Source organism: Candidatus Babeliales bacterium (assembly GCA_016929235.1).
GTDB lineage: Bacteria > Babelota > Babeliae > Babelales > JABCYS01 > JAFGJD01.
Genome location: JAFGJD010000004.1, coordinates 153,033 through 176,364, shown reverse-complemented (window position 1 = coordinate 176,364; position 23,332 = coordinate 153,033). Strand labels below are relative to the sequence as shown.

20 protein-coding genes and 1 tRNA gene are annotated in these 23,332 nt (G+C 41.9%); 10 read left to right on the top strand and 11 right to left on the bottom strand.

The features are described 5' to 3' along the window. Window positions 1-5 precede the first annotated feature (5 nt). On the bottom strand, window positions 6-1,226 hold the full coding sequence (locus tag JW872_01325) for a type II secretion system F family protein (GenBank protein ID MBN1549281.1): 1,221 nt from the start codon (window positions 1,224-1,226) through the stop codon (window positions 6-8). 115 nt (window positions 1,227-1,341) lie between these two features. Here JW872_01325 and JW872_01320 point away from each other — a divergent pair, with 115 nt between their 5' ends. After that, the gene (locus tag JW872_01320) at window positions 1,342-2,292 is read left to right on the top strand and encodes a hypothetical protein (protein ID MBN1549280.1); all 951 of its coding nucleotides are present in this window, start codon (window positions 1,342-1,344) and stop codon (window positions 2,290-2,292) included. On the opposite strand, the gene JW872_01315 is transcribed toward JW872_01320, so the two are convergent. Together JW872_01315 and JW872_01310 are read right to left on the bottom strand one after the other, a co-directional pair. Continuing rightward, the gene (locus tag JW872_01315; GenBank protein MBN1549279.1) at window positions 2,289-3,596 is read right to left on the bottom strand and encodes a hypothetical protein; all 1,308 of its coding nucleotides are present in this window, start codon (window positions 3,594-3,596) and stop codon (window positions 2,289-2,291) included. The two genes, JW872_01320 and JW872_01315, sit on opposite strands and share 4 nt — an antisense overlap. After that, a complete protein-coding gene (locus tag JW872_01310; protein ID MBN1549278.1) occupies window positions 3,589-6,537 on the bottom strand; it encodes a hypothetical protein in 2,949 nt (982 codons plus the stop codon). Before JW872_01310 ends, JW872_01315 begins: the two co-directional genes overlap by 8 nt. Before the next feature lie 806 nt (window positions 6,538-7,343). Between JW872_01310 and acpS the strand changes: the two genes are divergently transcribed. After that, a complete protein-coding gene (acpS, locus tag JW872_01305; protein ID MBN1549277.1) occupies window positions 7,344-7,766 on the top strand; it encodes a holo-ACP synthase in 423 nt (140 codons plus the stop codon). 32 nt (window positions 7,767-7,798) lie between these two features. Next, window positions 7,799-7,875 (top strand) — tRNA-Met (locus tag JW872_01300). Window positions 7,876-7,907: 32 nt separating this feature from the next. Here JW872_01300 and JW872_01295 read toward each other — a convergent pair. From JW872_01295 to JW872_01285, 3 genes are all read right to left on the bottom strand, one after another. Continuing rightward, entirely contained in the window at window positions 7,908-8,339 is a 432-nt protein-coding gene (locus JW872_01295; protein MBN1549276.1) for an NUDIX domain-containing protein, read from the bottom strand. A gap of 58 nt (window positions 8,340-8,397) precedes the next feature. Then, on the bottom strand, window positions 8,398-9,966 hold the full coding sequence (gene murJ / locus JW872_01290) for a murein biosynthesis integral membrane protein MurJ (GenBank protein MBN1549275.1): 1,569 nt from the start codon (window positions 9,964-9,966) through the stop codon (window positions 8,398-8,400). Window positions 9,967-10,085: 119 nt separating this feature from the next. Continuing rightward, window positions 10,086-10,772 (bottom strand): ABC transporter ATP-binding protein, encoded by a 687-nt coding sequence (locus tag JW872_01285; protein ID MBN1549274.1) that lies wholly within the window; start codon window positions 10,770-10,772, stop codon window positions 10,086-10,088. Window positions 10,773-10,989: 217 nt separating this feature from the next. Between JW872_01285 and lon the strand changes: the two genes are divergently transcribed. Together lon and JW872_01275 are read left to right on the top strand one after the other, a co-directional pair. After that, entirely contained in the window at window positions 10,990-13,356 is a 2,367-nt protein-coding gene (lon, locus tag JW872_01280; GenBank protein MBN1549273.1) for an endopeptidase La, read from the top strand. Beyond that, window positions 13,356-14,459 (top strand): carbohydrate kinase family protein, encoded by a 1,104-nt coding sequence (locus JW872_01275; protein MBN1549272.1) that lies wholly within the window; start codon window positions 13,356-13,358, stop codon window positions 14,457-14,459. The genes lon and JW872_01275 overlap by 1 nt, the downstream gene beginning before the upstream one ends. Here JW872_01275 and JW872_01270 read toward each other — a convergent pair. Next, window positions 14,456-15,022, bottom strand: a complete 567-nt coding sequence (locus JW872_01270; GenBank protein ID MBN1549271.1) for a hypothetical protein — start codon at window positions 15,020-15,022, stop codon at window positions 14,456-14,458. The two genes, JW872_01275 and JW872_01270, sit on opposite strands and share 4 nt — an antisense overlap. 131 nt (window positions 15,023-15,153) lie before the next feature. Between JW872_01270 and atpD the strand changes: the two genes are divergently transcribed. From atpD to JW872_01245, 5 genes are all read left to right on the top strand, one after another. Next, complete coding sequence (gene atpD, locus JW872_01265) at window positions 15,154-16,614, top strand: F0F1 ATP synthase subunit beta (protein MBN1549270.1); 1,461 nt, start codon at window positions 15,154-15,156, stop codon at window positions 16,612-16,614. Window positions 16,615-16,619: 5 nt separating this feature from the next. Continuing rightward, the gene (locus JW872_01260; GenBank protein ID MBN1549269.1) at window positions 16,620-16,859 is read left to right on the top strand and encodes a hypothetical protein; all 240 of its coding nucleotides are present in this window, start codon (window positions 16,620-16,622) and stop codon (window positions 16,857-16,859) included. Between the two features lie 67 nt (window positions 16,860-16,926). Further along, window positions 16,927-17,712: a hypothetical protein gene (locus tag JW872_01255; protein ID MBN1549268.1), complete on the top strand. Its 786-nt coding sequence runs from the start codon at window positions 16,927-16,929 to the stop codon at window positions 17,710-17,712. Between the two features lie 35 nt (window positions 17,713-17,747). Further along, entirely contained in the window at window positions 17,748-19,358 is a 1,611-nt protein-coding gene (locus JW872_01250; GenBank protein ID MBN1549267.1) for a DUF87 domain-containing protein, read from the top strand. Window positions 19,359-19,369: 11 nt separating this feature from the next. After that, entirely contained in the window at window positions 19,370-20,221 is an 852-nt protein-coding gene (locus JW872_01245; protein MBN1549266.1) for a hypothetical protein, read from the top strand. A 231-nt stretch (window positions 20,222-20,452) separates the two neighbouring features. Here JW872_01245 and JW872_01240 read toward each other — a convergent pair whose 3' ends face one another. The 4 genes from JW872_01240 to JW872_01225 are packed head-to-tail and all read right to left on the bottom strand — an operon-like array spanning window position 20,453 to window position 23,133. Then, window positions 20,453-21,814 (bottom strand): hypothetical protein, encoded by a 1,362-nt coding sequence (locus JW872_01240; protein MBN1549265.1) that lies wholly within the window; start codon window positions 21,812-21,814, stop codon window positions 20,453-20,455. Further along, on the bottom strand, window positions 21,796-22,197 hold the full coding sequence (locus JW872_01235) for a hypothetical protein (protein MBN1549264.1): 402 nt from the start codon (window positions 22,195-22,197) through the stop codon (window positions 21,796-21,798). Before JW872_01235 ends, JW872_01240 begins: the two co-directional genes overlap by 19 nt. Continuing rightward, complete coding sequence (locus JW872_01230; protein MBN1549263.1) at window positions 22,194-22,754, bottom strand: hypothetical protein; 561 nt, start codon at window positions 22,752-22,754, stop codon at window positions 22,194-22,196. The genes JW872_01235 and JW872_01230 overlap by 4 nt, the downstream gene beginning before the upstream one ends. Window positions 22,755-22,773: 19 nt before the next feature. Continuing rightward, window positions 22,774-23,133 carry a hypothetical protein gene (locus tag JW872_01225; GenBank protein ID MBN1549262.1) on the bottom strand — a complete coding sequence of 120 codons (360 nt, stop codon included), beginning with the start codon at window positions 23,131-23,133 and terminating at the stop codon, window positions 22,774-22,776. Window positions 23,134-23,332: the final 199 nt, after the last annotated feature.

The following is a 23,332-nucleotide window of genomic DNA, read 5'->3' as shown; positions in this document are numbered from 1 at the left end:
TCCTCCTACATAATACCCGCAAGAGCACTTTGGCTCATAAGCGGCCGCGCAATTGAATACACAATAAATCCTACGACAACTGCCATGATTAGAAGCATGAGCGGCTGCAGAGCTGTCGATAAGCCATCAGCCAGCTCATTGAGCTCTACCTCATAGTTCTCTGCAACGGTCATCAACATGGTATCTAAACTCCCACTCTCCTCTCCTGTTTTGATAAGATGGACGGCTATTGGTGGGAAAATATCCGTCTGCTTGAGAAACTGGGCAATCTTACCCTGTTTTATAATTTTGTCACGGGCCTCACGAAGCTCTTGAGCTAAAATTTTGTTATCAATAATCTTCACAACTATATCAAGAGACTCTGCAAGATTCACACCACCCTCAACAAGCATACCTAAGGTCCTGCTGAACTGAACTACAGCACTCATACGTGTAAAATATTTCACAATGGGAAGCTTCAACTTAATGCGATCTAACAACCGTCCTCCGGCCTCGGTACTACGCCAGTACTCAAACAAAGCAACTACACCCACCAGCAATAATAAGAGCACAAGGTAATAATGAGAAAGAAAATAAGAAATAGACATAAGCGCTTTTGTCATGCCAGGAAGTTCTTGTCCTTGGCGTTGAAATGTTTCCGCCAATTTGGGGACCACGAACGTCATGAGAAAAATCATAATCACACCAATAATACCAATCTGAATCAGTGGATAGGTCATGGCAGATTTAACACGCTTATTAAGGTCATCAGTCTTTTCTAAATAACTTGTTAAACGTTCTAGAATTATTTCAAGTCTACCCGTTGCCTCACCCGCACGAACCAATTGGACATAGGTAGTATCAAATACCTTTGGATACGCACCAAGCGACTCTGCTAATGACTTACCTTCACGCACATTATCTTTGATGGTAATCAATATTGATCTAAACCGTCCCTCAAATTGATCGACAAGCAATTCAAGGGCATCTACAAGAGCAACTCCTGATTTGAGAAGGACAGCAAACTGTTTAGTAAACATAATCTTGTCTTTAATTGACACAGATCGCTCAAAGAGACTTGCAAGCCGAAATCCACGCTCTTTTTCAGGTGAAGAAGGAATAACAGAAATTGGATACAGCCCCCTTTTACCTAGTTGATCGCGTACAGCAGTTCCTGAAGAGGCATCTAAGGTTCCGGTAATTTTCTTACCAGCCTTATTAAACGCTTGATACAAATATAATGCCATACAAACCTCAACTTTACCCGTCTACCGGTCATGCTCATTGCGCTTGGCCCTTACGCCATGCTACAATCGAAGATGAAAAAGCAGTACAAGCGCTATTCATCTAAAAGGGTTGGGTATGAATATCAAAAAATGCGTCTTACTATTGATCTTTACTGTAATACTATCAGGTTTGCAAGCATATGACACACTTGAGAATAACCCCAATCTCGACTTATTCCTTTTGCCTCTCAAAATTCCTTCAGGATTAGAACTCTTTTTCGAATCAGTTTACAACTCAAGGCATTATGCAGAAGACTTTCTTCCACACAACATGAGTCACCTTGACCAGTTCCTTATTCATGCAAAAGAGTCCGGTGAAGATCGTGAATACGTGAAAGCAGCTTTCTCCTTATTCGGACAAAAATTAAAGGGATGTTCCCACGTAAACGCTTATACTTTCGCAGGATTTTTGGAACTTCTTCCCGACAGGGTTGGGTACTGGTTTAAAGCAAGCCCCCGCGATCCTGAAGAACGTAAAGAAGAAATTCGCAAAATTTTGGTTGACGGCCTTATTAATCAGTGGCGCGGATTTAAAGACAATCCGCGCACTCATATCGATACGTTATCAGAAAAATTGCTTGTCACTATAGATCCTGATGCCTACCAAGAGATTCCTCTTGAGTATCTCCGCCAATCCATAATCCGCTTCATAGAAATTGGGCTCAGCAAGTTAGTATGGGATCCAAAAGATCGCGAACTCTGGTCTAACATGAACTCCATTGCAGAGCATGTCGCACGACTTGCAGATGCACATATTGTGGGTGATTACGATGATCTTAATGAGCTTGCATGGTCACTAACACATCGCATTAGATACTTTGTAGATACAACAGCAAGTATGCTTGATCTTGATTTCTTTGAAGAAGCTCTCTACGCCACACAAACCAACTCAGCTTTAACAAGCATCGAAGAGCAAGAAGAGCTCTTAGAAACAAAGGCTCAAGCACTGCAGCGCACACTGTATGAGGGTCTTGCAAAGAAACAAGCATTTGAATCTGGCATGATTACAGACGTGGTCCCAACCTAAAAACTCAGGCTAAACGTAAATCCAAAAGTATCGGTAAGAACACAATTTTTGCCATTGGTTCCTTTTTTATAAAAGAATGCAATGTACGGCTTAAACCATGAGTCATCTGAAACAATGTGGCGAAAGTCGTAATTCAGATTAAGAATGACATTGTGCATTGTCCACTCTTCAAACCGCTGTGACGTATTCGCAATAATACTAGAATACTGATTGCCAATTACCTTCAATTCATCCTCGTGGTGCTGATAGTATTGGTAAGTCCCTCTGAGCGTGAGCCCTTTAACGACTTCAAAAAATTCAAGATAGAGATTGAAGCGTTCAGTAAAACCATAATCCTTTAATACACCGACCTTGACTGGGAATAGGTGTTCAGTTTGTGTGTTATATGTCTTAATTCGCCGCTCGCGCATATTGTTAAATAAGTTGAGAAACTCTGCATCAGCACCAACTTTGAGTTTATACCCAAGGGTCAGATCGAGCCCCCCCCCAAAGACAACGCCAAACGAGCCATCATTCCCGAATGGTACTGAAAGAAGTTCATCTTCATCAGTTTTCTTTCCTGTCGGCAATGTAAGTCCAACTCGTAAACGAGGCCGAACATTTTTGAGTAATTCTTTTGCTTGTGGATAGTTACGCTGCCAATCCATCATAAAGGATAGATCACCTATACCAACTTGCTCCCACCCGCACAACTTGATTCCAGTTAGTGCACGAACATTAGCTACAATGTTATTGGTAAGCACACTTTTAACCAACAGGTCTTCCGCAGTAATCGATTGTGTACGATCAATAATAGAAATATCATCAAGCTTCATGGATAACACAGGAAGATAAGCTCCAAAAATAAATCCATGCGGCAGATACCAACGAAAATGAAACGGAACGTTTGCCTGCATAGACAGATCACCGGTAAGGACAATATGCCCCCGCACTCCATCGTCATCATCAATGTTGGCAAGCTGTGCAAAGCTCCCTAGATTTGTCGATGACGGCAACCCTTTCAACATAGCTAACGCATTTTGTTCGCATTCCCAAATCTGCAAAACATCTGTTTCAGAACTGGATTTTGTACGATCGTCAGATGTTGTTACCTCACTTCGGCCCACCGTATGATATCCAAACTCTCCTGTTAAGCCCGTAGCAAATTTAAGATCTTTCCAACGATACTGCCGATATGTATTCTGATCATAGGGTTGAAAAATATTAATCGGGAAAAATGCAGATACTGTACTTGTCATACAACTAAGTAAAAAAATCGCTGCTGTAACAAAACTCGTACTCTTCGCAACATATTGTCTATTCATTGGTCATACACCCAAAACTTCCACTTAATAACCATCCACCTGCGGCTGAGTTCAGCACTAAAGGACGAATGGTTGTCACATTAGTGTTCGGAAAAGAGGCGATTGCATTTCCCGCGTTATTTTGAACCACGAACAAAGGTAGTGAGGTCAGATAATTCGAGCCACTTCTAAGATTAAAATATGAATATAAGAATGAGTCAGGATTCTCGTAGGATTTGGAACGAGAATTAAATGTATTGATACCATCAGTTGCAATGAAATTACGGTACGTTCCCATTTCAATCAAGAAAGAATCGACACCCGTAAAGAAGCGATCTGGTAGTGGCTGTACAGTTGTATCACTGATCGAAGAACTACTAATATCAGCTACAGAGAATCTATTAATTCGCGCCTGATCATAACCCACAAAACCACTCAGCACATAGACCATGCCACCAAGTGCAAACCCTGTTTCATGCCCCGACGGAGAAAAAAACAGTAAACGACTTACCGCACCAAGACCTTCTGGAATATTCACACGCGTCCAATTAAGATCATCAGAATCAGCAACACTTGAATCCGTTATATCAAGCCCATTTCCCACCCTGAATAATCCAACACTTGTTGCCAACAAACCCAATTTATTTGAGACACCAAAGTCAGTAAACACAACATAGTCAGGATTATGGATTCCCGATGCATCAGCTAGTGTCACAATCGTTGGAGATCCAGATGCAATTGTTGACAGTGTGATGCGATCTAACTTGTTGTGCATAAGCACATACAAGTAAGTCCCATCACTGATTAATTTTTGCACAAAGGAATATGAACCGAGTTGCTTAAATGACATGCCAGAAGTAAGACCCGAGAACCGCGCATGTAAACCACCGCCAGCCGCAGAGGTATCCCAACCGCTATTATCCGCCTTTGATAACACAGCAACGCCACCAGCACCACCAACAAACAAATAGCCACTACTGGTTATGCCGCTCAATGGCGTGCGTGATACTTCTGCCGATGTAAGTGGACCAATAGAATCTAAAATTCCGCCTGAAATAGAGAGCATATGTGTATCATCATCGACAACAAATCCTGTCAATGTGCCATCAGTAAACGATTGCTTAGCGGTATAAAAATCACCAGTATTTGCCCTAAAAACATTCGCCGCTGAATTACGACCTGTTTCCGCAAGCACAACTTTATCGAAACCAACAACCGCAATCATAGAAAGTTGATTATTTGGTGTTCCAACAAGATCACCAAATCCAGATGTTGTTCGCGCAAAATCAAATACATTATGAATTCCACCAGTTGCCACAGGGCACTCAATTCCAAGTTGTTGAGAAAGCCCAACAGTTGCATCACTTGCTGTACCTCCAAGAAGGCCATCGCTATCGTTACCGCTCCACTGGGTAACACTTGCGGTATACACAAGTTCAGAATTTGTTCCCGTTAGCATCCAGTACGTTCCCACACCGTTAACAGATTCGATACCGAATATTTTTTCATCAGTACCTGTAATCCTCTCCCATGGCGTCCATCCCTTGATTCTCCCCTGAGAATCAAACAATGCATGCGATGAGAAAGCACCCGACTGTGTTGTTGCATCATATGCATCACCTATTGTCACCATCACTATATCTCGACGAGCAACAATATCAGAAACCGTTTGACTTGCGGCCAACGGCAATGCGCCACCACCAACTTGCGCCGCAGTACTCGTCGTAGTCAACATGTCTGAAGCATTTTGAACCGTTGTAGTAAATCCACGATCAACAAAAACGCCGTTCATGGCATATTTCTCAGTAATATCGCTTGAATTCAATGCAAGCGTTCCGTGTTCTGGATTTGTCAGTGCCTCGGCCAGTGCAGTATCAGTCGTCCCAATACCAGCAGGCTTTTTATTAACAAGCGGCAATGCATATACCGTATTCCCTGTTGCTGACGGCGCACCATTTCCACCAACTATAATCAAGTAGTGCAAATGCGTAGATGTTTTTAACGTCCTCACTTTATGTATAGATACCTGAGCGCTCGATCCTATCCCTCCAACAATCTTGTCCTCATTTGCAAATACCGCATCAAGTCCAATTGGATCGAATGTAAGAATATCATTATTCATACGACCCACAGTCACTGCGCGCACACCAGCTGTCGACTTAGTGCTACCAGTGACTTGTAAGGCAACATACAGTCTCTGCAAATCAGTATTAAAATGCATATCAACTGTATTAGCTTGTATTGATGAAAGATCTTCAGAAATTCTAAGAACAGTCGCAGTTGTATCTAGTTCGCGCGCAATATTATCTTGTGATATGCCTGTATTCGCATTCAGCACATCGAGATATGTTGTCGAAAGCTTGATTGCGGCAATACCCCCATCTGCCTCTCCAAAACTTCCACCGTTAGGCTTCACTGCTACAAAACAATATTGATTTTCGTTATTAGTTGTTCCGTAATGTCCCGCACATAATGCCACAATACCATCAGTCTCATTTCCTCCGGCATCACTAACTATTGGAGTTGAAAGCAACTCTGCTTCCGAAGCATTCGTTGAGATAGCGCTCATAAAATGCACTTGTCTAGGTGCACTAGCCGTAACGGCAAACGGTCTATATGGCCTATAAGTAGAAAGCCCTAAATATGGGATTTTCTGCGCATACAATGGATTAACTTGACCATTCACCCCATTCACAGTTCCTGTCGCAGGAGTAATTGGCGAAAAAAAACCAGGGTCGCCATCGTTTGTTTTTGATGGAGCTTGTGCAATGGCATACGTGTTACCAGTGACAGCTGTTCCTGCTCCAATATAAAAGAGATCTCCCACAAGATCATAGGCATGAGATCCTATGGTGAACGTAAAACTTGTATCAGTTCCATCACCCGAAATTTTCACTGCAGCATGGAGTGAAAGTGAAAAAAGCAAGGCGCTACAAAAAGAGGACCATGTTCCCAACCTCATACAATACATCCTTTTCGAGAACAATCCGATGAATATACACTCCTGATAATTAGGCCAATTAGTGTATGCAAATTTTGAAAAAGTACCAGTGATCAAAAGACTATAATCATTCAGAGTCCATCGATAGAAACGACCCTAAAACACAATATGGCTCTGAATATCACTTTGGAAAATGGTCACACTATTACACATCCGACACCTGTGGTGATACTCCATGGTCCAAAAGTCGCTCTTCTCCACTTGAAGAATTTTGAAGTCTTTCGCAACATTTTTGGCATTTTTCATGTCTACAAAGAAGACAACAACATAAACAGCAGCAGAAGGGAATAGTACAAAGTTCACATGCATTGTATGCTCTTCCGGCTAAACAAGATATCCAGGCAACCGCTCCCTTATAACAACAAGCAAGTACACTAACACACGATATAAGGTAGAAAAACTTAAGACCCGCTTCTGTCCCCCCCGGCTCTGTAAGAACACTTGGATGAGGCTCCGTCCGGTCCACGACTCGTGCCTCATAACGCTCTGTCAAATAATTAAAGCGCCTCGTACGCTCTTGCACCCAAATATACTGAGCTAAAGCATCTCGTGAAAAACTAAGTAGCACCAAAACTGTCATCATCCTGAGAGTAGTAACACCGTGCATCTGGACTCCTTAGAGACATTCCTACGAGATACTTCAATCATACTTCTCAAATTGTATGTGCTGCGATTTAAAAACCAGCTAATCTTCAGGATTGTCTTTTGATTTGAGTACTATTTTATTAAAGTGTATTTACAATTAAACGCTTATCAAAAGGTTACCTGTGATCATTGGGCTAGGTTTAGACACAGTAGAAATCGAACGCTTTGAAAAGTGGCACACGTATAAACGTAAACAACTTGCTCGTATTTTCTCGAAAGAGGAAATCGACTATTGTCTCCAATACCAAACCACTTCAGCTGAGCGATTTGCAGTAAGATTCGCAGCGAAAGAAGCACTTTTTAAAGCAGCTAATACTGTTGCTTCAATTTCGTTTCTGCATCTGTGTAAGATGAGCAACGTACACCACGATCACCACGGTCAAGCACGTATGACTATCTTAGATTCCTATTATAGGAAGCTTGGATCTCCTACCATATCTATCAGCCTCACACACAGTCGCACCATTGCATCGGCAATCGTTATACTAGACAGCTCAGAAAGAGCCAACCCGCTCTTAGCCTTCGTTGACAAAGCTCTTATTTAACCTACACTCAATAGCACTAATGATTGAAATGACGCGGGGTGGAGCAGCCTGGTAGCTCGTTGGGCTCATAACCCAAAGGTCGTTGGTTCGAATCCAACCCCCGCAACCAAATTCCCCCCCTTATTACACGATTAGTCTTGTCTAGGAATATCTGTTCCGAGCCTCCAAGAAAGCATCGGCATACATTAAGATCTGCTCTGCATTCTTATAGGTAACCTTCTGAATCGCATCGGCATATGAAAGCCAAATAAAATCTTGGTGTTCATTAGAGATGGACACGACGGCACGACTGCCTGCTTCTCCTACAAAAAAGTAGACCGTTTTATGAATCCGCTCCCCATCTGGAGCGCTGAAATAATAGGATAGATTCTGTTCAAAACCGTCGAGAATTTCAGCTGTGATATTTGCCTCTTCTTTGAGCTCACGAAGAGCTGTCTCGCGCTTGGACTCTCCTGGCTCCATTTTGCCTTTAGGAAAATCCCAGTGACCTCCACCATGATGAAGTAACAGATACTCTCTTTCACCGTCCATTTGGCGAAAGACCACAATACCCGCAGAATATTGCTCTCTCACAAAACCTCCTTGTAATTATAACAACCATTTGTAAAAGGAATCTTTCCCCTGCAAGATCCTAACTATTAAGGAAATGAATCCTTACCCTAAACCATGTCCGTGTTCTATAAAGCACATACATTGCGGCACCACATAACGGAGCGACCCAAACCCATACACACAGAGTCTTTGTAAGAAGCATCTCTGCCTGAGGAATAAAGTAAGCAATCCAACCAACTATACCGATGTATACCCCATAAAAGAGCCCAAACACAATAGTTACCTGTACGATGTAACGGACACAAAATGAAAGCAGTACACCTAAGTATAGTTTAAAGTTAAATCCATATTTCAAGATAATGAAAAAGAGGAGGGCCTGCACAGCAACAGATGCTGATGTTGCCAGAGCAAGACCAGTCGCTTTCCATGTCCCAACCATCAACATATTCAATGCATAATTCACACACGTACCACATACCACCACAATCGCAGGAATCCATTGCTGATGAAGTGAATAAAAAATATTCATCAAAATCTTATTGAGTGACAAAAAGAACAACCCAAGCAAGAATGCTGACAGAATATATTTTGCCTCCATGACCAACTCCATGGGAAATTTTTTTGACAAGTACAGCGTCACAAAAATCTTCTCAGAGAAGAAGCTCAATAATATTGCGGTTGGAACCGTAACCCAGAAAACCAATTTCGTAGACTCTAGTAGGTAAAAACTAAGACGCTTAGGGGCATAGGTCTGCACTCTAGAAAAATGTGGCAAAAGAATGGTTGAAAACGCAACCGCAAAGACACCAACGGGTATTCTTAAAAATCCTGAAGCAATCTCCATTAAGGTATACGCATGAGGTAAATATGAAGCAAAACGACTATCTACGATAACACTGAACTGCAAGACGCTCATTCCCAACATCGCAGGAACAAATTTAGCGAGAAGAGTTTTAAAACTCTTCAAAGCGTAATCTGTTATTCCAGAAAAACCCATTCCTAAGCGGAAATACACCACTACATGGGCCAGCAATTGAATAAATCCTCCAAATAGAATCGCACCACATAAGAATTCAACTGAATACCCTGCATAAATGCCGCACAAAAGCGCAGTAATAAAGACCACATTAAGCCATGCCGGCGATAGAGCTGGAACCCAGAAATGATGTAGCGACTGCAACGCACCTGCAAGCAACGCACTGCTGGAAATAAAAAAAATAAACGGCATCAAGATGCGAAAGAGCCGAATCGCAATCTCCATCTTCGCCTCGGGGAATCCGGGTGCAAAAAAATGCACTACCCACTGCGCCTTCCACATGGCAAGAACACAGAGCAATAATACAGTCCCCTCAAAGACTAAAAATGATAATGACATTAAGCTGCCGAGCTTTTCCTTGTTATCCCCGCGTTTAAGGTTTGCAACAAAGGTAGGAACGACCGCAGCACTTAATGCTCCCTCTGCAAAAATCTGTCTAAGCATATTGGGTAATTTGTACGCCGCACGGAAGGCTTCACCAACAACATCTGCCCCCAAATATCGCACAAGAAGCACACTCCGCGCTAGGCCTAAGACTCGACTTAACAACGTAGATCCGGCCACTTCCATCGTCTTTTGCACAATTGAATTTTTATGCAGTACATTGCTCATTGCAACTCCTTGCTGATGCCATATTTAAGAACATGAAAAGATGCGCCTCATACCCCCACGATAGAATGCTACTTGTTATACCATATGATCATAATCATGGTAACTAGCATTACATCAAGCTAACCTTTAATTTTTTGCAATAACCCTCCGCTCAAGACATACCCATGCTCCATAGTATCAAGAACATATGGATCATGAGAACATATAACGAGTGCTGAACCATCGCTTTTTTGATGCTCAACCAGAAGGTCAATTATTGATTTTCCAGTAGCTTTATCAAGATTGCCCGTTGGTTCATCTGCCAGAATTACTGTCGGCCTATGAAAGAGCGCCCTTGCAAGAGCCGCCCGTTGCTGCTGTCCTCCTGACAATGCGCCAGGATATGTATGGTCTTTTGACGCAAGACCAACTTGTTTAAGCAACACGCGTGCTCGTTGATAACTCTCATCGCGAGATTCTCCGGAAATGAGTCCCTTAAGCGCAGTATTTTCCAGAATAGTAAGTTCTTTAATTAAGTATGGATTCTGAAACACTAGCCCCATCTGCTTATTTAACAGCTGTGAACGTTCTAGAGAAGAAAATGTTGAAAGAGATTTCCCTGAAAAGAAAACTGTTCCTCCATCAGGAGATTCAATTCCCGCCATGATATGCATTAAGGTCGATTTCCCCGAACCAGAAACTCCAGAGATTGCATATGAATTCCCCTGAAAAAACTTCGCATTTATCTCTTCCAGAACACGTAATATTGTCTTACCTTCTTGGAAGGACTTGGAAACACGAGAAAGCTCTAAAACTGTGTCCTTCACGAATCATCCTCAGATTGAAAATTCAAGCATATGACAAAGGAACGATCCAAAAATAATAGCTGTTTCTGAAAAAAAACCTACTTGTATGAAAGTTCCTTGTTTTTCGCAAAAAAGTTTCTCTACACTAAGGATAGAGGGACACAATACCACAGTACCTATGCCATCACGCATAGAGAGTATCAGAATACAATAGCTGAATGAAAAAGGGGGCCATCTTATGAAAACGGTTGCAAACGCGTTAAGTCACGAGAATTTGCCAACCCATTTACCTGTAATTCCGACGATGGATGTCGTTGTTTTTCCTCACATGATAGTACCGCTCCTTGTTCTTGATGAGCGCATTATCGAGGGAATCAATAAAGCACTCGACCAGTCAAAGATGGTGCTTCTTTTAGCTGCGCAAAAACAAGTTACTGATCAACAGGCAGCTATCGGAACACAGGATCTCTATTCGGTCGGTACAGTAGCATCCATTATGCGTATGATCCGTATTCCCGAAGGCGGCATAAAGATTTTGGTACAAGGTATCTGCAAAGCAGAGGTTCAAAATATTAGTGCTGATGAAAACACTCTCTCTGCAGAAATCAAGGCCCTTCCTTTTGATGAAAATCATGAAGATCCGGAACTTGATGCCCAAATTAAAAACATTAAAGAACTAGCTGAGCGTATGGCTGCATCAGGAAAATCATTTAGTCCTGATTTTCATGTAATCCTCTCCAAGATACAAGATCCTGCAAAGATAGCTGACTTTATCCTTTCGCACCTGAATATATCCGTGGAGCGAGCACAGGAACTCCTTGAATGTGAAAGTCAAAAAGAATTTCTCTCAGAAATCTATCAACAATTAACTCGTGAAATTGAAGTTGCAGAAGTACAGGAGCGCATTAAAAATCATGCACGCGATTCCATGAATCAGTCACAAAAAGAATACTATCTTAGGGAGCAACTTAAGGCTATCAAAAAGGAACTCGGTGAAGACGACGATGAAGAAATCGACAAGATTCGTGAGAAAATATTAGAACTCGAGCTTTCAGAAGAAGTTTCTTCAGAAATCAAACGGCAAATCAACCGCCTTGAACGAATGGCAAGTGACTCGATGGAGGCAGCTGTCACACGAAATTATCTTGAGCTCGTCGTTTCACTCCCATGGAATGAATCAACGAAAGATAATCTGGACATCAACAATGCTAAGCAAATTCTTGATGAGGATCATTATGGTCTCAAAGATATCAAAGATAGAATTCTGGACTTTATTTCAGTAAAAAATCTCAACCAAGACGGACACACTCCAATCTTGTGTTTTGCAGGTCCTCCGGGAACCGGTAAAACTTCACTTGGTAAATCCATTGCACGCAGTTTGGGAAGAAAGTTCGCACGTATTTCCCTTGGTGGTGTAAAAGACGAAGCAGAAATCCGTGGACACAGAAGAACGTACGTAGGCGCAATGCCAGGACGCTTCATCCAGGCCATTAAGAAAGCAGGATCGCTTAACCCTATTATTCTCATCGATGAAATTGACAAACTTGGTTCCGACTTTAGAGGCGATCCTTCAGCAGCAATGCTCGAAGTCCTTGATCCTGCACAAAACAAATCATTCTATGACAACTACCTTGGTGTTCCATTTGATCTTTCTAAAGTAATCTTTATTGCCACAGCAAATAATATTGATTCCGTATCAGATCCTCTCCGTGACCGTATGGAAGTAATTCATCTTTCTGGCTACACGCATGAAGAAAAGATGCAAATCGCAAAACAGCATCTTGTCAGAAAAGCATTTGAGGACTCCGGTCTCAAAGGGAACATAGATGTAGCAGATGATGTACTTCTAGATTTGATTATGAACTATACAAGAGAAGCCGGCGTACGACAGCTCGAACGTACCGTGCGTAAACTTTTCCAAAAAGCAGCCCGCTCCTATGTTGAAACAAAAAACAATCCAGCCTTCAATAAAGAAAATATCGAAAAGTATCTTGGACCAAGAAAATTTATTGAAGACGATGTAAACCATACTGATCTTGTTGGTATCACCAATGGCCTTGCTTGGACATCTGCTGGTGGCGAAATGATTCGTATCGAAGCTGTATTAATGCCGGGTCGCGGACGACTCATCCTCACGGGTCAGCTTGGGGATGTCATGAAAGAGTCAGCTCAAGCAGCGCTCAGCTATGCTCGAGCCCACGCAAAAGAGTTTGGCATCGAACTAAAAACATTCACGCACAATGATCTGCATATTCACGTCCCTGCAGGAGCGGTACCAAAAGATGGTCCATCCGCCGGTATCACGATGCTTTCGTCAATTCTTTCCGCACTCACCAATCGACCAATTAATGCAAAGTTTGCCATGACTGGCGAACTTAATTTACGCGGTGATGTTATGCCAATTGGTGGCGTTAAGGAAAAAATACTCGCAGCAAAACGTAATGGCGTACCTCATATCATTCTTCCATTGAAAAACAAAAATGATCTTGTCGGATTGGAAGATATCGTACAAGATATAGAGGTCATTTTTGTCAACACTGCCGAAGAAGTTATAAAACGAGTATTGAATCCTGGGCCTGAGGAAAAGAAGTCGAAATCTAAGTAATGAACATAGTAACCATTGGTGGCGCAACGCAAGATGTGTTCATCCTTCACACGGGAGCTGAAACACAAAATATTGCTACGCCCGAAGGTCTCTTTGAGTACATCATGCTCAAAGAGGGAAGCAAAATCGAAGTAGAACGTATAGCCTATGAAACAGGAGGCGGCGCAAATAACGCCTCCTTTGCCTTTAAAACCTTGGGCTTCGATGTCACCCCTTTTTTCAAATTAGGTTGCGATACACAGGCCGCCTACGTTCTTAATCGACTAACATCCGCCGGTATCCCCACAGATCATATAGTCCAAACAGATCAATATGGGACAGGTGTCTCATTTATCATTCCTGCTCCATCAGGAGATCGGATCATTTTTGCATACCGTGGAGCCAATGCTCATATAACAAATCAAGAGCTCCCACTCTCTTTGTTAAAGACATGTGATCAGCTCTATATCACCTCGTTGAGTGGAGATTCAGCACACCACCTTATAACGATTGTTCAGGAAGCAAAACGGCATAACATTCCTGTCGCAAATAATCCTGGAGGAAGCCAGCTAACAGCAGGTGCACACATGCTCCGAAAATCTCTCCCGTATATAGATATTTTGATTCTAAATGCGTCTGAGGCTCAACTGCTCCTTACTTCTATGGCACAAAACAATAATCAGCTCAAACAACGACTTATTAAACTCAAAGAAGCATCTTCAAACAAATTGCCCACCCTTCTTTCGCATCATCGGATTGGAGAAAATGTTTTTAGTCTACAAGACTTCTTCACTGAAGCACTAAGCCTAGGACCTCATACTGTTGTTGTTACTAACGGCGCCGAAGGCGTCTATGTGGCACACGATGCCAAGATATATTTTCATCCAAGCATTCCTGTGCCTGTCGTAAATACATTGGGTTCTGGCGACGCATTTGGTTCAAGTTTTGTAGGAACATTAGCAGCAGGAAAATCGCTTGAAGAAGCCATCCGACATGGCGTTATCAACGCCGCTTCGACTGTAGAGCACATGGATGCAAAAACGGGCCTACTAACCATGGATGAACTCGAGCGCCGAGCGCAAACGGTAGATTGCAACCTATTACAAGCTTTCCGGCGTTCTTAGTGTAATTTTACAATAGAAAGAACCGCATCGTCATCCCAAGGATGGGCAAGTTTATGATAGTTGCTGAGTACGAGGTAGTTTAATTTTTCGCTCAATTCTTTTCCATCAGCCTCAAGACGTCTTTTTACATTTTCCCATTCGCCAACACCCGCAGAGATAACAAAAAGAACAAAATTACGGGTAGGAATTTTGGTATCTGGTTTGTCACCTTTCTTATTGGGAAATGCATTCAACATATCTGTGTCATTGAATCGGTACTTTTTGCCATCATAGGTCACATATAAATGAGATATCGGATCCACCTCGCTGGATGACTCATCCTTGGTAAGAACCGTCATACACGCGCGAATACATTTATTAACCACAATAGTTTGTGCTTCATGACGAATCTGTTTTAGAGAAAGTTCGACTTGCTGATCGGTTTTATTCCAAATGACCACGGTTCCAATAGATGCTCCCGGAGAAGGGCATACTTCTATTTTGCGCCACGATCGTGTTACATATAAAATACCGCAGAGACTAAGAACAATACTAATCAAAATCGGAACAATCTTTTTATTCATGCTACCCTCACTCCTATTGAATAACGATGCCTGCAGTGTACCGTATGGCACTGTTGAAACACAATGTTCTTGCGAAAGATGCGCAATTGAATTAGCCTTTTTGTCAGTAGAATGCGTAAAGGGAAAACTGTATGACAACTCCCACCTCTGTAACAAGCTCTCCTCGACCATCATCACCTCCTTACACAGAAGGCAAAATCATCCGCATCAGCGGAACCATTATTGATGTTGAATTTCCGAGAGATAAGACTCCTGCCATTTTAAACGAACTACATGTTGAATTTCCTCCACACGATATGCCAGAGAAAGATCGTATTAGCGTAGAAGTTGCCCAACAACTGGGTGACGGCATTGTCCGGTGCATTGCCTTAGAAAGCTGCTTTGGTATTAGACGGGGCCTTATAGTTAAAGATACGGGATCCCCTATTAAAGTCCCCGTTGGGCCTAAAACACTAGGCCGCATTTTTAATGTGCTGGGAGAAACAATTGATAATGGCGCACAGGTTATCACAAAAGAACGGTGGAGCATTCATCGAGATGCACCGAAATTTATTGAACAAAAAATTGAAAATGAAATTCAAACAACAGGTATCAAGGTTATTGATCTCTTGTGCCCCTATATCAAAGGATCAAAGATTGGTCTCTTTGGCGGCGCAGGCGTTGGGAAAACCATTCTAGTTATGGAACTTATTCGAAATATTGCTATTGAACATGGCGGCGTTTCTGTCTTTACGGGTATTGGTGAACGGACCCGTGAAGGGAATGAATTATGGCTTTCCATGAAGGAAAGCAAGGTACTAGATAAAACGGCCCTGGTATTTGGCCAAATGGGAGAAATGCCCGGAGCACGACTTCGCGTTGGATTCACAGGGCTCACTATGGCGGAATATTTCAGAGATCAGGAAAAAAAAGACGTGCTGCTATTTGTAGACAATATCTTCCGATTTGTGCAAGCAGGTTCTGAAGTCTCAGCACTCTTAGGCCGTATGCCATCTGCGGTAGGATATCAACCAACCCTCGCATCAGAAATGGGAATATTTCAGGAGCGCATTACCAACACAATTAACGGTGCAATTACCTCTATTCAGGCAGTCTACGTTCCTGCGGATGATATCACTGATCCTGCTCCCGCAACAACATTCTTGCACCTTGATGCAAGTACTGTTTTATCACGAAAACTTGTTGAACTTGGACTCTATCCGGCAATTGATCCATTAGCATCAACATCAAAGGGGTTAAATCCTCAGGTTGTTGGAGATCGTCACTACAATGTCGCCCGCAAAGTACAAAACATTCTTCAGCGATACAAAGAGCTTCAAGATATCATCGCCATTCTTGGCGTTGATGAACTTGCCGAAGAAGATAAAATAGTTGTTAAACGAGCAAAACGCATACAAAAATTCTTAACACAACCTCTCTTTACTGCGGAAACATTCAGTGGTATTCCTGGCGCGTTCCTCGACCGAGAAACAATCGTCAAGGATTTTGAGCAAATTCTAAGTGGGAAATTTGACCATCTTCCTGAGCAAGCGTTTTATATGGTTGGCACGCTTGAAGATGCAATCCAAAAAGCAAAAATGCTTGAGGAATAGTCATCATGAAAGTCATTATTCTTGGCCCAACCATACAACAAACCTATCATGCTGCATGGATAGAATTCGATACACCTGTAGGTAATTTTGTTGTCAAAAAAGATCACGTTCCCGAAGTACTTACCCTCAAAGAGAAATCACGATTCATTATATGGCTCAACAGTGGTAAACAAGAAATTATTGATATCACTAGCGGGGTCATAAAAATAACTCGTGAGAACGCCATGGTTTTACTCGACCAATAAACCAGAATCCTTGTATTCCTCTATTCCATTTTTTTACACTACATGCTGATATTAAGGAGAATCAGTGATGAAGTATAAGCTTACTCTTTTCTACGCAACAACTATGCTTGCGTCCCCCCTAATACATGGAGAACAACTCATTATTTCGAAAGATCAAGCTCGCAACATTGGCTATAAGATTTGGCAGAATGAGTGTGGCGGAAAAGAGGATAATCTCACCTTTTGGCATCAGGCTGAAGAATTCCCATCGCTTGGCATCGGACATTTTATTTGGTGCCCCCAAGGGACATCATGTCCGTTTTCTGAAGGATTTCCACTTGTCTTATCCTTCATGCAAAATAAGGGCATTAGTCTACCATCGTGGCTTACACCACAAACCCCCTGCCCCTGGAAAACACGTGATGCATTTATGCGAGACTTCAATAGCAAGCGCATGAAAGAGTTGCGAGTATTTTTAAAAAACACATTTGAAGCTCAGGCAGCATTTATCGTGCAACGTATGATCGATGCAGTACCTATCATGATCGAAAGTCTCCCTCGCGCTAAACGCGCTCATATCAAACAACAATTTTACCGTGTAGCACAAGCACCAAATGGAATCTATGCCCTTGTTGACTACGTAAATTTTAAAGGTATCGGTATTAAACTAAAAGAGCAGTATCACGGACATGGATGGGGCTTATTACAGATTCTTCAAAAAATGAATGGCATAAACACAAAAACGGCGCTCCAAGACTTTGTAACCAATGCTAAAGATGTTTTACAAGAACGCGTCGTCCATGCTCCTCCGACACGAAACGAACAACAATTTATACCCGGTTGGTTTAAGCGATTAGATACCTATCTTACGTAGTTGCAATTGTCTATCTTTGATTTATGCTTTCCTGCATGAAAAAGGTAGTAGGTCATGTCATATCTGGATCATTAACCGAAGGGTTTGTGATTCGCATTAGTCCTGAAACACATCTTGAAGATATCAAAACAGGAAAATTTGTGTGCGTCTCTGGGAGCACACATCGGTTCTTTTCGCTCATTACAGACCTGCGTCTTGAAGTCTCATCTCCCGATATTTTACTATTCCCGCCAGAACCTGATGAACCATTATTAAAAAATATTTTGTATAAAAAAGACATTTATGCAACGGCAACTCTTAAACCAATGCTGATGCTCGATCAACAAAATACAAAGATGCCTGTTAAGACAATTCCTCCACATTTTTCTCATGTATACGAAGCAACCCATCAGGACGTCGCTCTCATCTTTGGTGATGAAGCAGATCCATCGCAGCGTTATTTCAATATTGGATGTCCATTAGATATGACAACTCCTGTTTGTCTTGATTTAGAAAAACTAACTGAACGCAGCAATGGTATTTTCGGAAAGACTGGTACAGGTAAAACATTCTTAACGCGCTTGGTATTGGCAGGTCTTATTAAAAACGAAAAAGCAGTCAATCTTATTTTCGACATGCACAGTGAATACGGATTACAAGCACGCAAAGAAGGGCCTACTCAGCATTTCGTAAAGGGACTCAAAACACTCTTTCCTGATCGTGTTGCCATTTTTTCTTTAGATCCAGAATCAACACGTCGCCGCGGTGGAAGCCCTGATTTTGAAATTGTAATTCCGTACCAAGCCATTCATGTTGAAGATATTCTTTCTCTACAAAATGAACTCAACCTTCACTCGACAGCATTTGAAGCAGCCTATCTGATCGCAACACGCTATAAAAAAGATTGGCTACAAGTTTTACTCGAACAGGGAGACAATCTAAAGGAATTTGCACAAGAACTTGGTGCACATCCAGAATCAATTGCTGCATTGTATAGAAAATTAAAACGCATTGAACGATTTCCCTTCTTCAAGCCAATGCATCCTGGTGGAGCATATAAAGACCAATCTGTTATTGATCGCATGATGGATTATATCAATAAAGGCATCAACATCATTGTGGAATTTGGCAACTATACTTCAACTTTCTGTTATTTGTTAATTGCCAATATTCTGACACGACGAATCCATAGTGAATACATTGAACGAACCGAAAAGTTCTTGGGTTCACAAAATAAAAGTGATGAGCCGAAAAAATTGATGATATGTATAGAAGAAGCACACAAATTTTTGAGCCCATCTGCAGCTCGCCAAACTATCTTTGGCACCATTGCTCGTGAAATGAGAAAGTATTACGTATCGCTTTTAATCGTTGATCAGCGGCCTTCTGGTATCGATGAGGAGGTCTTATCGCAAATCGGAACTAAGATCATTGCGCAACTCAATGACGAAAAAGACATACAAGGCGTGCTAAGTGGTGTTAATAATGCATCAAATCTACGATCTATCTTGTCGTCGTTGGATACCAAGAAACAAGCACTGATCCTTGGACATGCCGCTGCAATGCCGGTTGTGGTCCAAACACGCGAATATGACGAAACATTCTATCGAGCAATGTCGCCCATTACGACAAAAGAAATCAATTCTTTAATTAATGAGCTTTTTTAGGGAGAATCGGGATGATCAAACGAAGTTTAATCCTTACTGTATGCCTTGCCTCTCTGTGTACACAACAAGCGAATGCACGCATTAACATGCGCTCAATTCGTGCACATCAAGAAAAAATCCGGTTAATCGTCTTAACGAAAACATTGCTCAAAACAAGCTTCAATACCGCCATGGTCACTGCTGTTTTGTATGCAGGATATGAAAGTATTTTTGGAAATGCCGGAGATACAACAACAAAAAACGTTCATCATCATGATAATGCCCAAGATCTTATGGTCGAATATCTTAGAAAATTGGTAGCTATTTTTGATGCCTCTGATCCATCTGGACGTAAATTTACACCCTGGTTTTGGAGTACTGATGAAACACGCACTGCCCTTAGAAAATTTGCTTTGGGAACCGCCATTGCTACAATTGCTTACCGTTTTGGCATATCTGAGTTATATCGAGAACTGCTTGGCAAATGTAGTCCGTACGATGCAGTAACATTGTTTCTTGAAGAAAAAACTCGCATCAATAAATTGCTTGGTACCCTCGATCACTACACATCATGCTACGCACAGTACAACATCTCTGAGGCTGACCAATCATACTGTCAGGAATCATTAGCTAAAACGCTTCAGCATCTTGAACGTCAATGTGAATACCTACTGGGCTATATGTATTATCGCGGTGGGAATAATCATTACAAGCGACGTGCCGTAGATACTATGAGGCGAGACATGAATCGATTTTTTACCACAGTAGAACCACAATTGCATGATTCCCATGAACGTATCAATTTACAAAAAACCGTAAGACGCTTTTGCTCATGGTTCCATAATGAAATTATAAACTTTTCAAACCTGGATGCACTTGAATAATGTGGGCAGGCTAACCTTAAAAAAAAGCTCCCAGGGGGCACATCTACACCCTGACACACCCCCCCAAGCTGCATGCTTGACAACCCATATCGCGGTTGCTAGGATTTCCCAGATTTGAAAAAATTTAACAAAGTCCCTGAACGAACAATACCACAAAAAGTATTGTTCACCCCCCTAACCCTTCAGCTTAGTTCTTAAGTTGAAGGGCTTTTTTTCAAACCCATTTTTTAGTTACACAATTGTTGGTGTAATAAAAATCAACAGCTCGCTATCTTCTTTTATTTTTTTATCATGCTTAAACATCCACCCGAGTAACGGAACTTTACCAAGCCCCGGGATAGCAACCTTCGTATGCTCCTGTTTATTCAACATCAAACCACCGATTACTGTCGTTTGCCCACTCTTAAGCAATACTTTATTTTTTGTTCGAATGGTTTTGATGATAGGAGCCTGATCAGCAGAGGCAAGACTGGCTACAGCAGAGTCTTCAACCCAAATATCCAAAAGAACTGTTTGTTGGTTCGGGCTCACAGATGGTTTTACGTTCAAGATAGTGCCAATGTCCTTGTATTCGATAGTATGAATTGGCGGGGCCTTATCATCGCCCTTTTTTATAATATTTTTGATAGGAAAGCTTTTACCAATAAGAATCTCTGCAGTTTCTTCATGACTAGTAAGTACTGAAGGTTTTAATAAAATACGAACACGATCTTCATTTTCAGCTGCATGTAGTTCAACATTGAGTTTCAAAATATTGAGATCCGGACCACCAAACGTAAGCGGAAGCGTCAAAGGACTGTCATGCTTTCGTACTAAATTAATGCCATAATTTTCAGCGGTTGCACCAACGGTCGCAAGATCAAACTTGCCATTCATACTTGCTTGCCGGTCATAGATACCTGACCAATTCATACCAAGACCATACTCGTAATTTTTGTCTGCAATGGCTACAAGTGCATCGATGCGAACCTGTGGTTTTGCACAATCAATCTCTTTTAAGAAATTTTCAAATTCAGCTAATGCATTCTTAGGCGCTTTGACAAAGATTTTCTTGCTCTCTGTATCAATCGTACAATATGCCGCATCAACATCAGTTTGTTCTCTAATAATAAGATTCCAGATTGTTTGCACTTTCTCGATAAATGCATCATCGCATCGTGCATGTTTTAACGAAAACACTCTTTGAATCAGTTGTGTTTTTTGTTGCGATTTCAAGTGTTCATATGCAGCATCGTATGCAACCAAGCGCCATACGCCACTTTGTGATACCAGTGCTAGACGCGGTGAGTAACTTGAACAAATCACGTCTAGTATTTCGCCTACCGTCTTATCAGAGAAGTGAAATGCCCCGCACTCTCCTGCAAGATGCTGGTCTATCATAATATCCTGACCAGATGCAGCACGTAGTAGGGTCAAACATTCATTGATATTTCCCGGCTGTGATACCAAGGTCAACCTACAATCTGCCAGGCCTTTATGCTTGAATATGTTAGACAGCTGGCAGATGATTTCCGCATCATAGGTCTTTTCTGAGGAAGCATGCACTCCTACACCGATAGAGCATGCTATAACAATTAGACTCCAACGATCCATTGCTCTCCTGTCTCATGTACATACATGATTTTATGAGTGGTAATTTCCGATACCCTCCATCCACCACCAACATCTGCACCGGCTTCTACGAGCCGCTGGTGATCACCATCTCGCAATAACGCGTATGCATCTCGTTTTGTTGTAGCAGCTCCGAACACGCGCCATGCTGGTTTTTCAATAACCCTTACCTCCGGCTCAAGCTGCGCATTAACAATAGGTTCCTCTTGTATGATTTCTTTGGAAGACTCTTTTCCTTTAGCCGTAGACCATACAAACGGATCCCGCTGTGTATTACCAAGCTCAAGCGGCAATACATGCTCTTTCATATCACTACAAGCAATAGCTGCACTCATGAAACACACCAGGACTATCCGATACTTCATACTAACCCCTCACTTACACGAATGGTACAATACAAGTACAACTTGTCGCCATCATTACGAATAGAAAACGACTTGATTACCAGCAAATCTTGGCGAATAGAAAGAACATGCAAAAGCCGCACGATATTTTCATATGAACCAATAAGCCCAGCCTCGACTTCATGAATCATGTACCACTTGGTCGCAATACTTTCCTTCGGGGCATAGGAAATCAAAGTTAGCCCTGCTTCAAGTGCTTTGTCGATAAATTTTTTGAGAGTAATTTCATGAGGATGCACATGGGCAAGATAATCAGTAATCGAAACCTCTAAGGAAGTAACTTCATCTTTGAGCTTTTTATTCGCATGCTGAATACGTGCAAAGGCATCTTGTTGCTGTAAAAGCGTTTTATATTCTCCGTGGAACCTTGTCTCTTTAGACGAAAGCGGCTCATACCAACTCTTCCACCACACCAAGCTCAACAGAAGACCACATCCGATTGTTAACACATACCATACTGGCTGTGACATTCGAATGAGATATGAATACACTCTGTTATTTTGAGATATGAAATACATAACATCACTACTATCCTCGCTACCTCACCATAATGGCATACGCCTGCTGCATGAGCATGCGTCTCCATTTCGCCTCATATGATTCAGTAATAACTGAAACAAACTCCCTTACTTCCGCATAAGCGTTACCCACCACTTCTTCAAGTGCGCTCTCTGAAAGACAGCTCATATATTCTGACAAGAACGACCAGTCTGTCGGTGAAAAATTCGGCACTTCTTCCTCTGGAACAATAGAAGAAAACACACATTGAAACAGGGACTGCTGTTGGTGCGCCAATGTAAGGTCTGTCTCAATATTAGTATCAACCTCAATAATTCGATCAGCGCATGCAACACCAGTTAACAATGCAACAAAAAGAAAGGGTTGATATCTCATCATGTGTCCTCATAATATTCCCGCACAAACGCCGTCGCTATACATGCTTCCCTACTTATAATTTGAAGGTGATTTCCCTGAGAACCCTAAGTACGAAAAACATCTGCATAACCACACCCGTCTTATGCCGAATCGCTTACAACTAGTCTTAACTTGAAAAAAGATCTTTGTCCACCCCCATACCTAAGAGATGGAATTATCA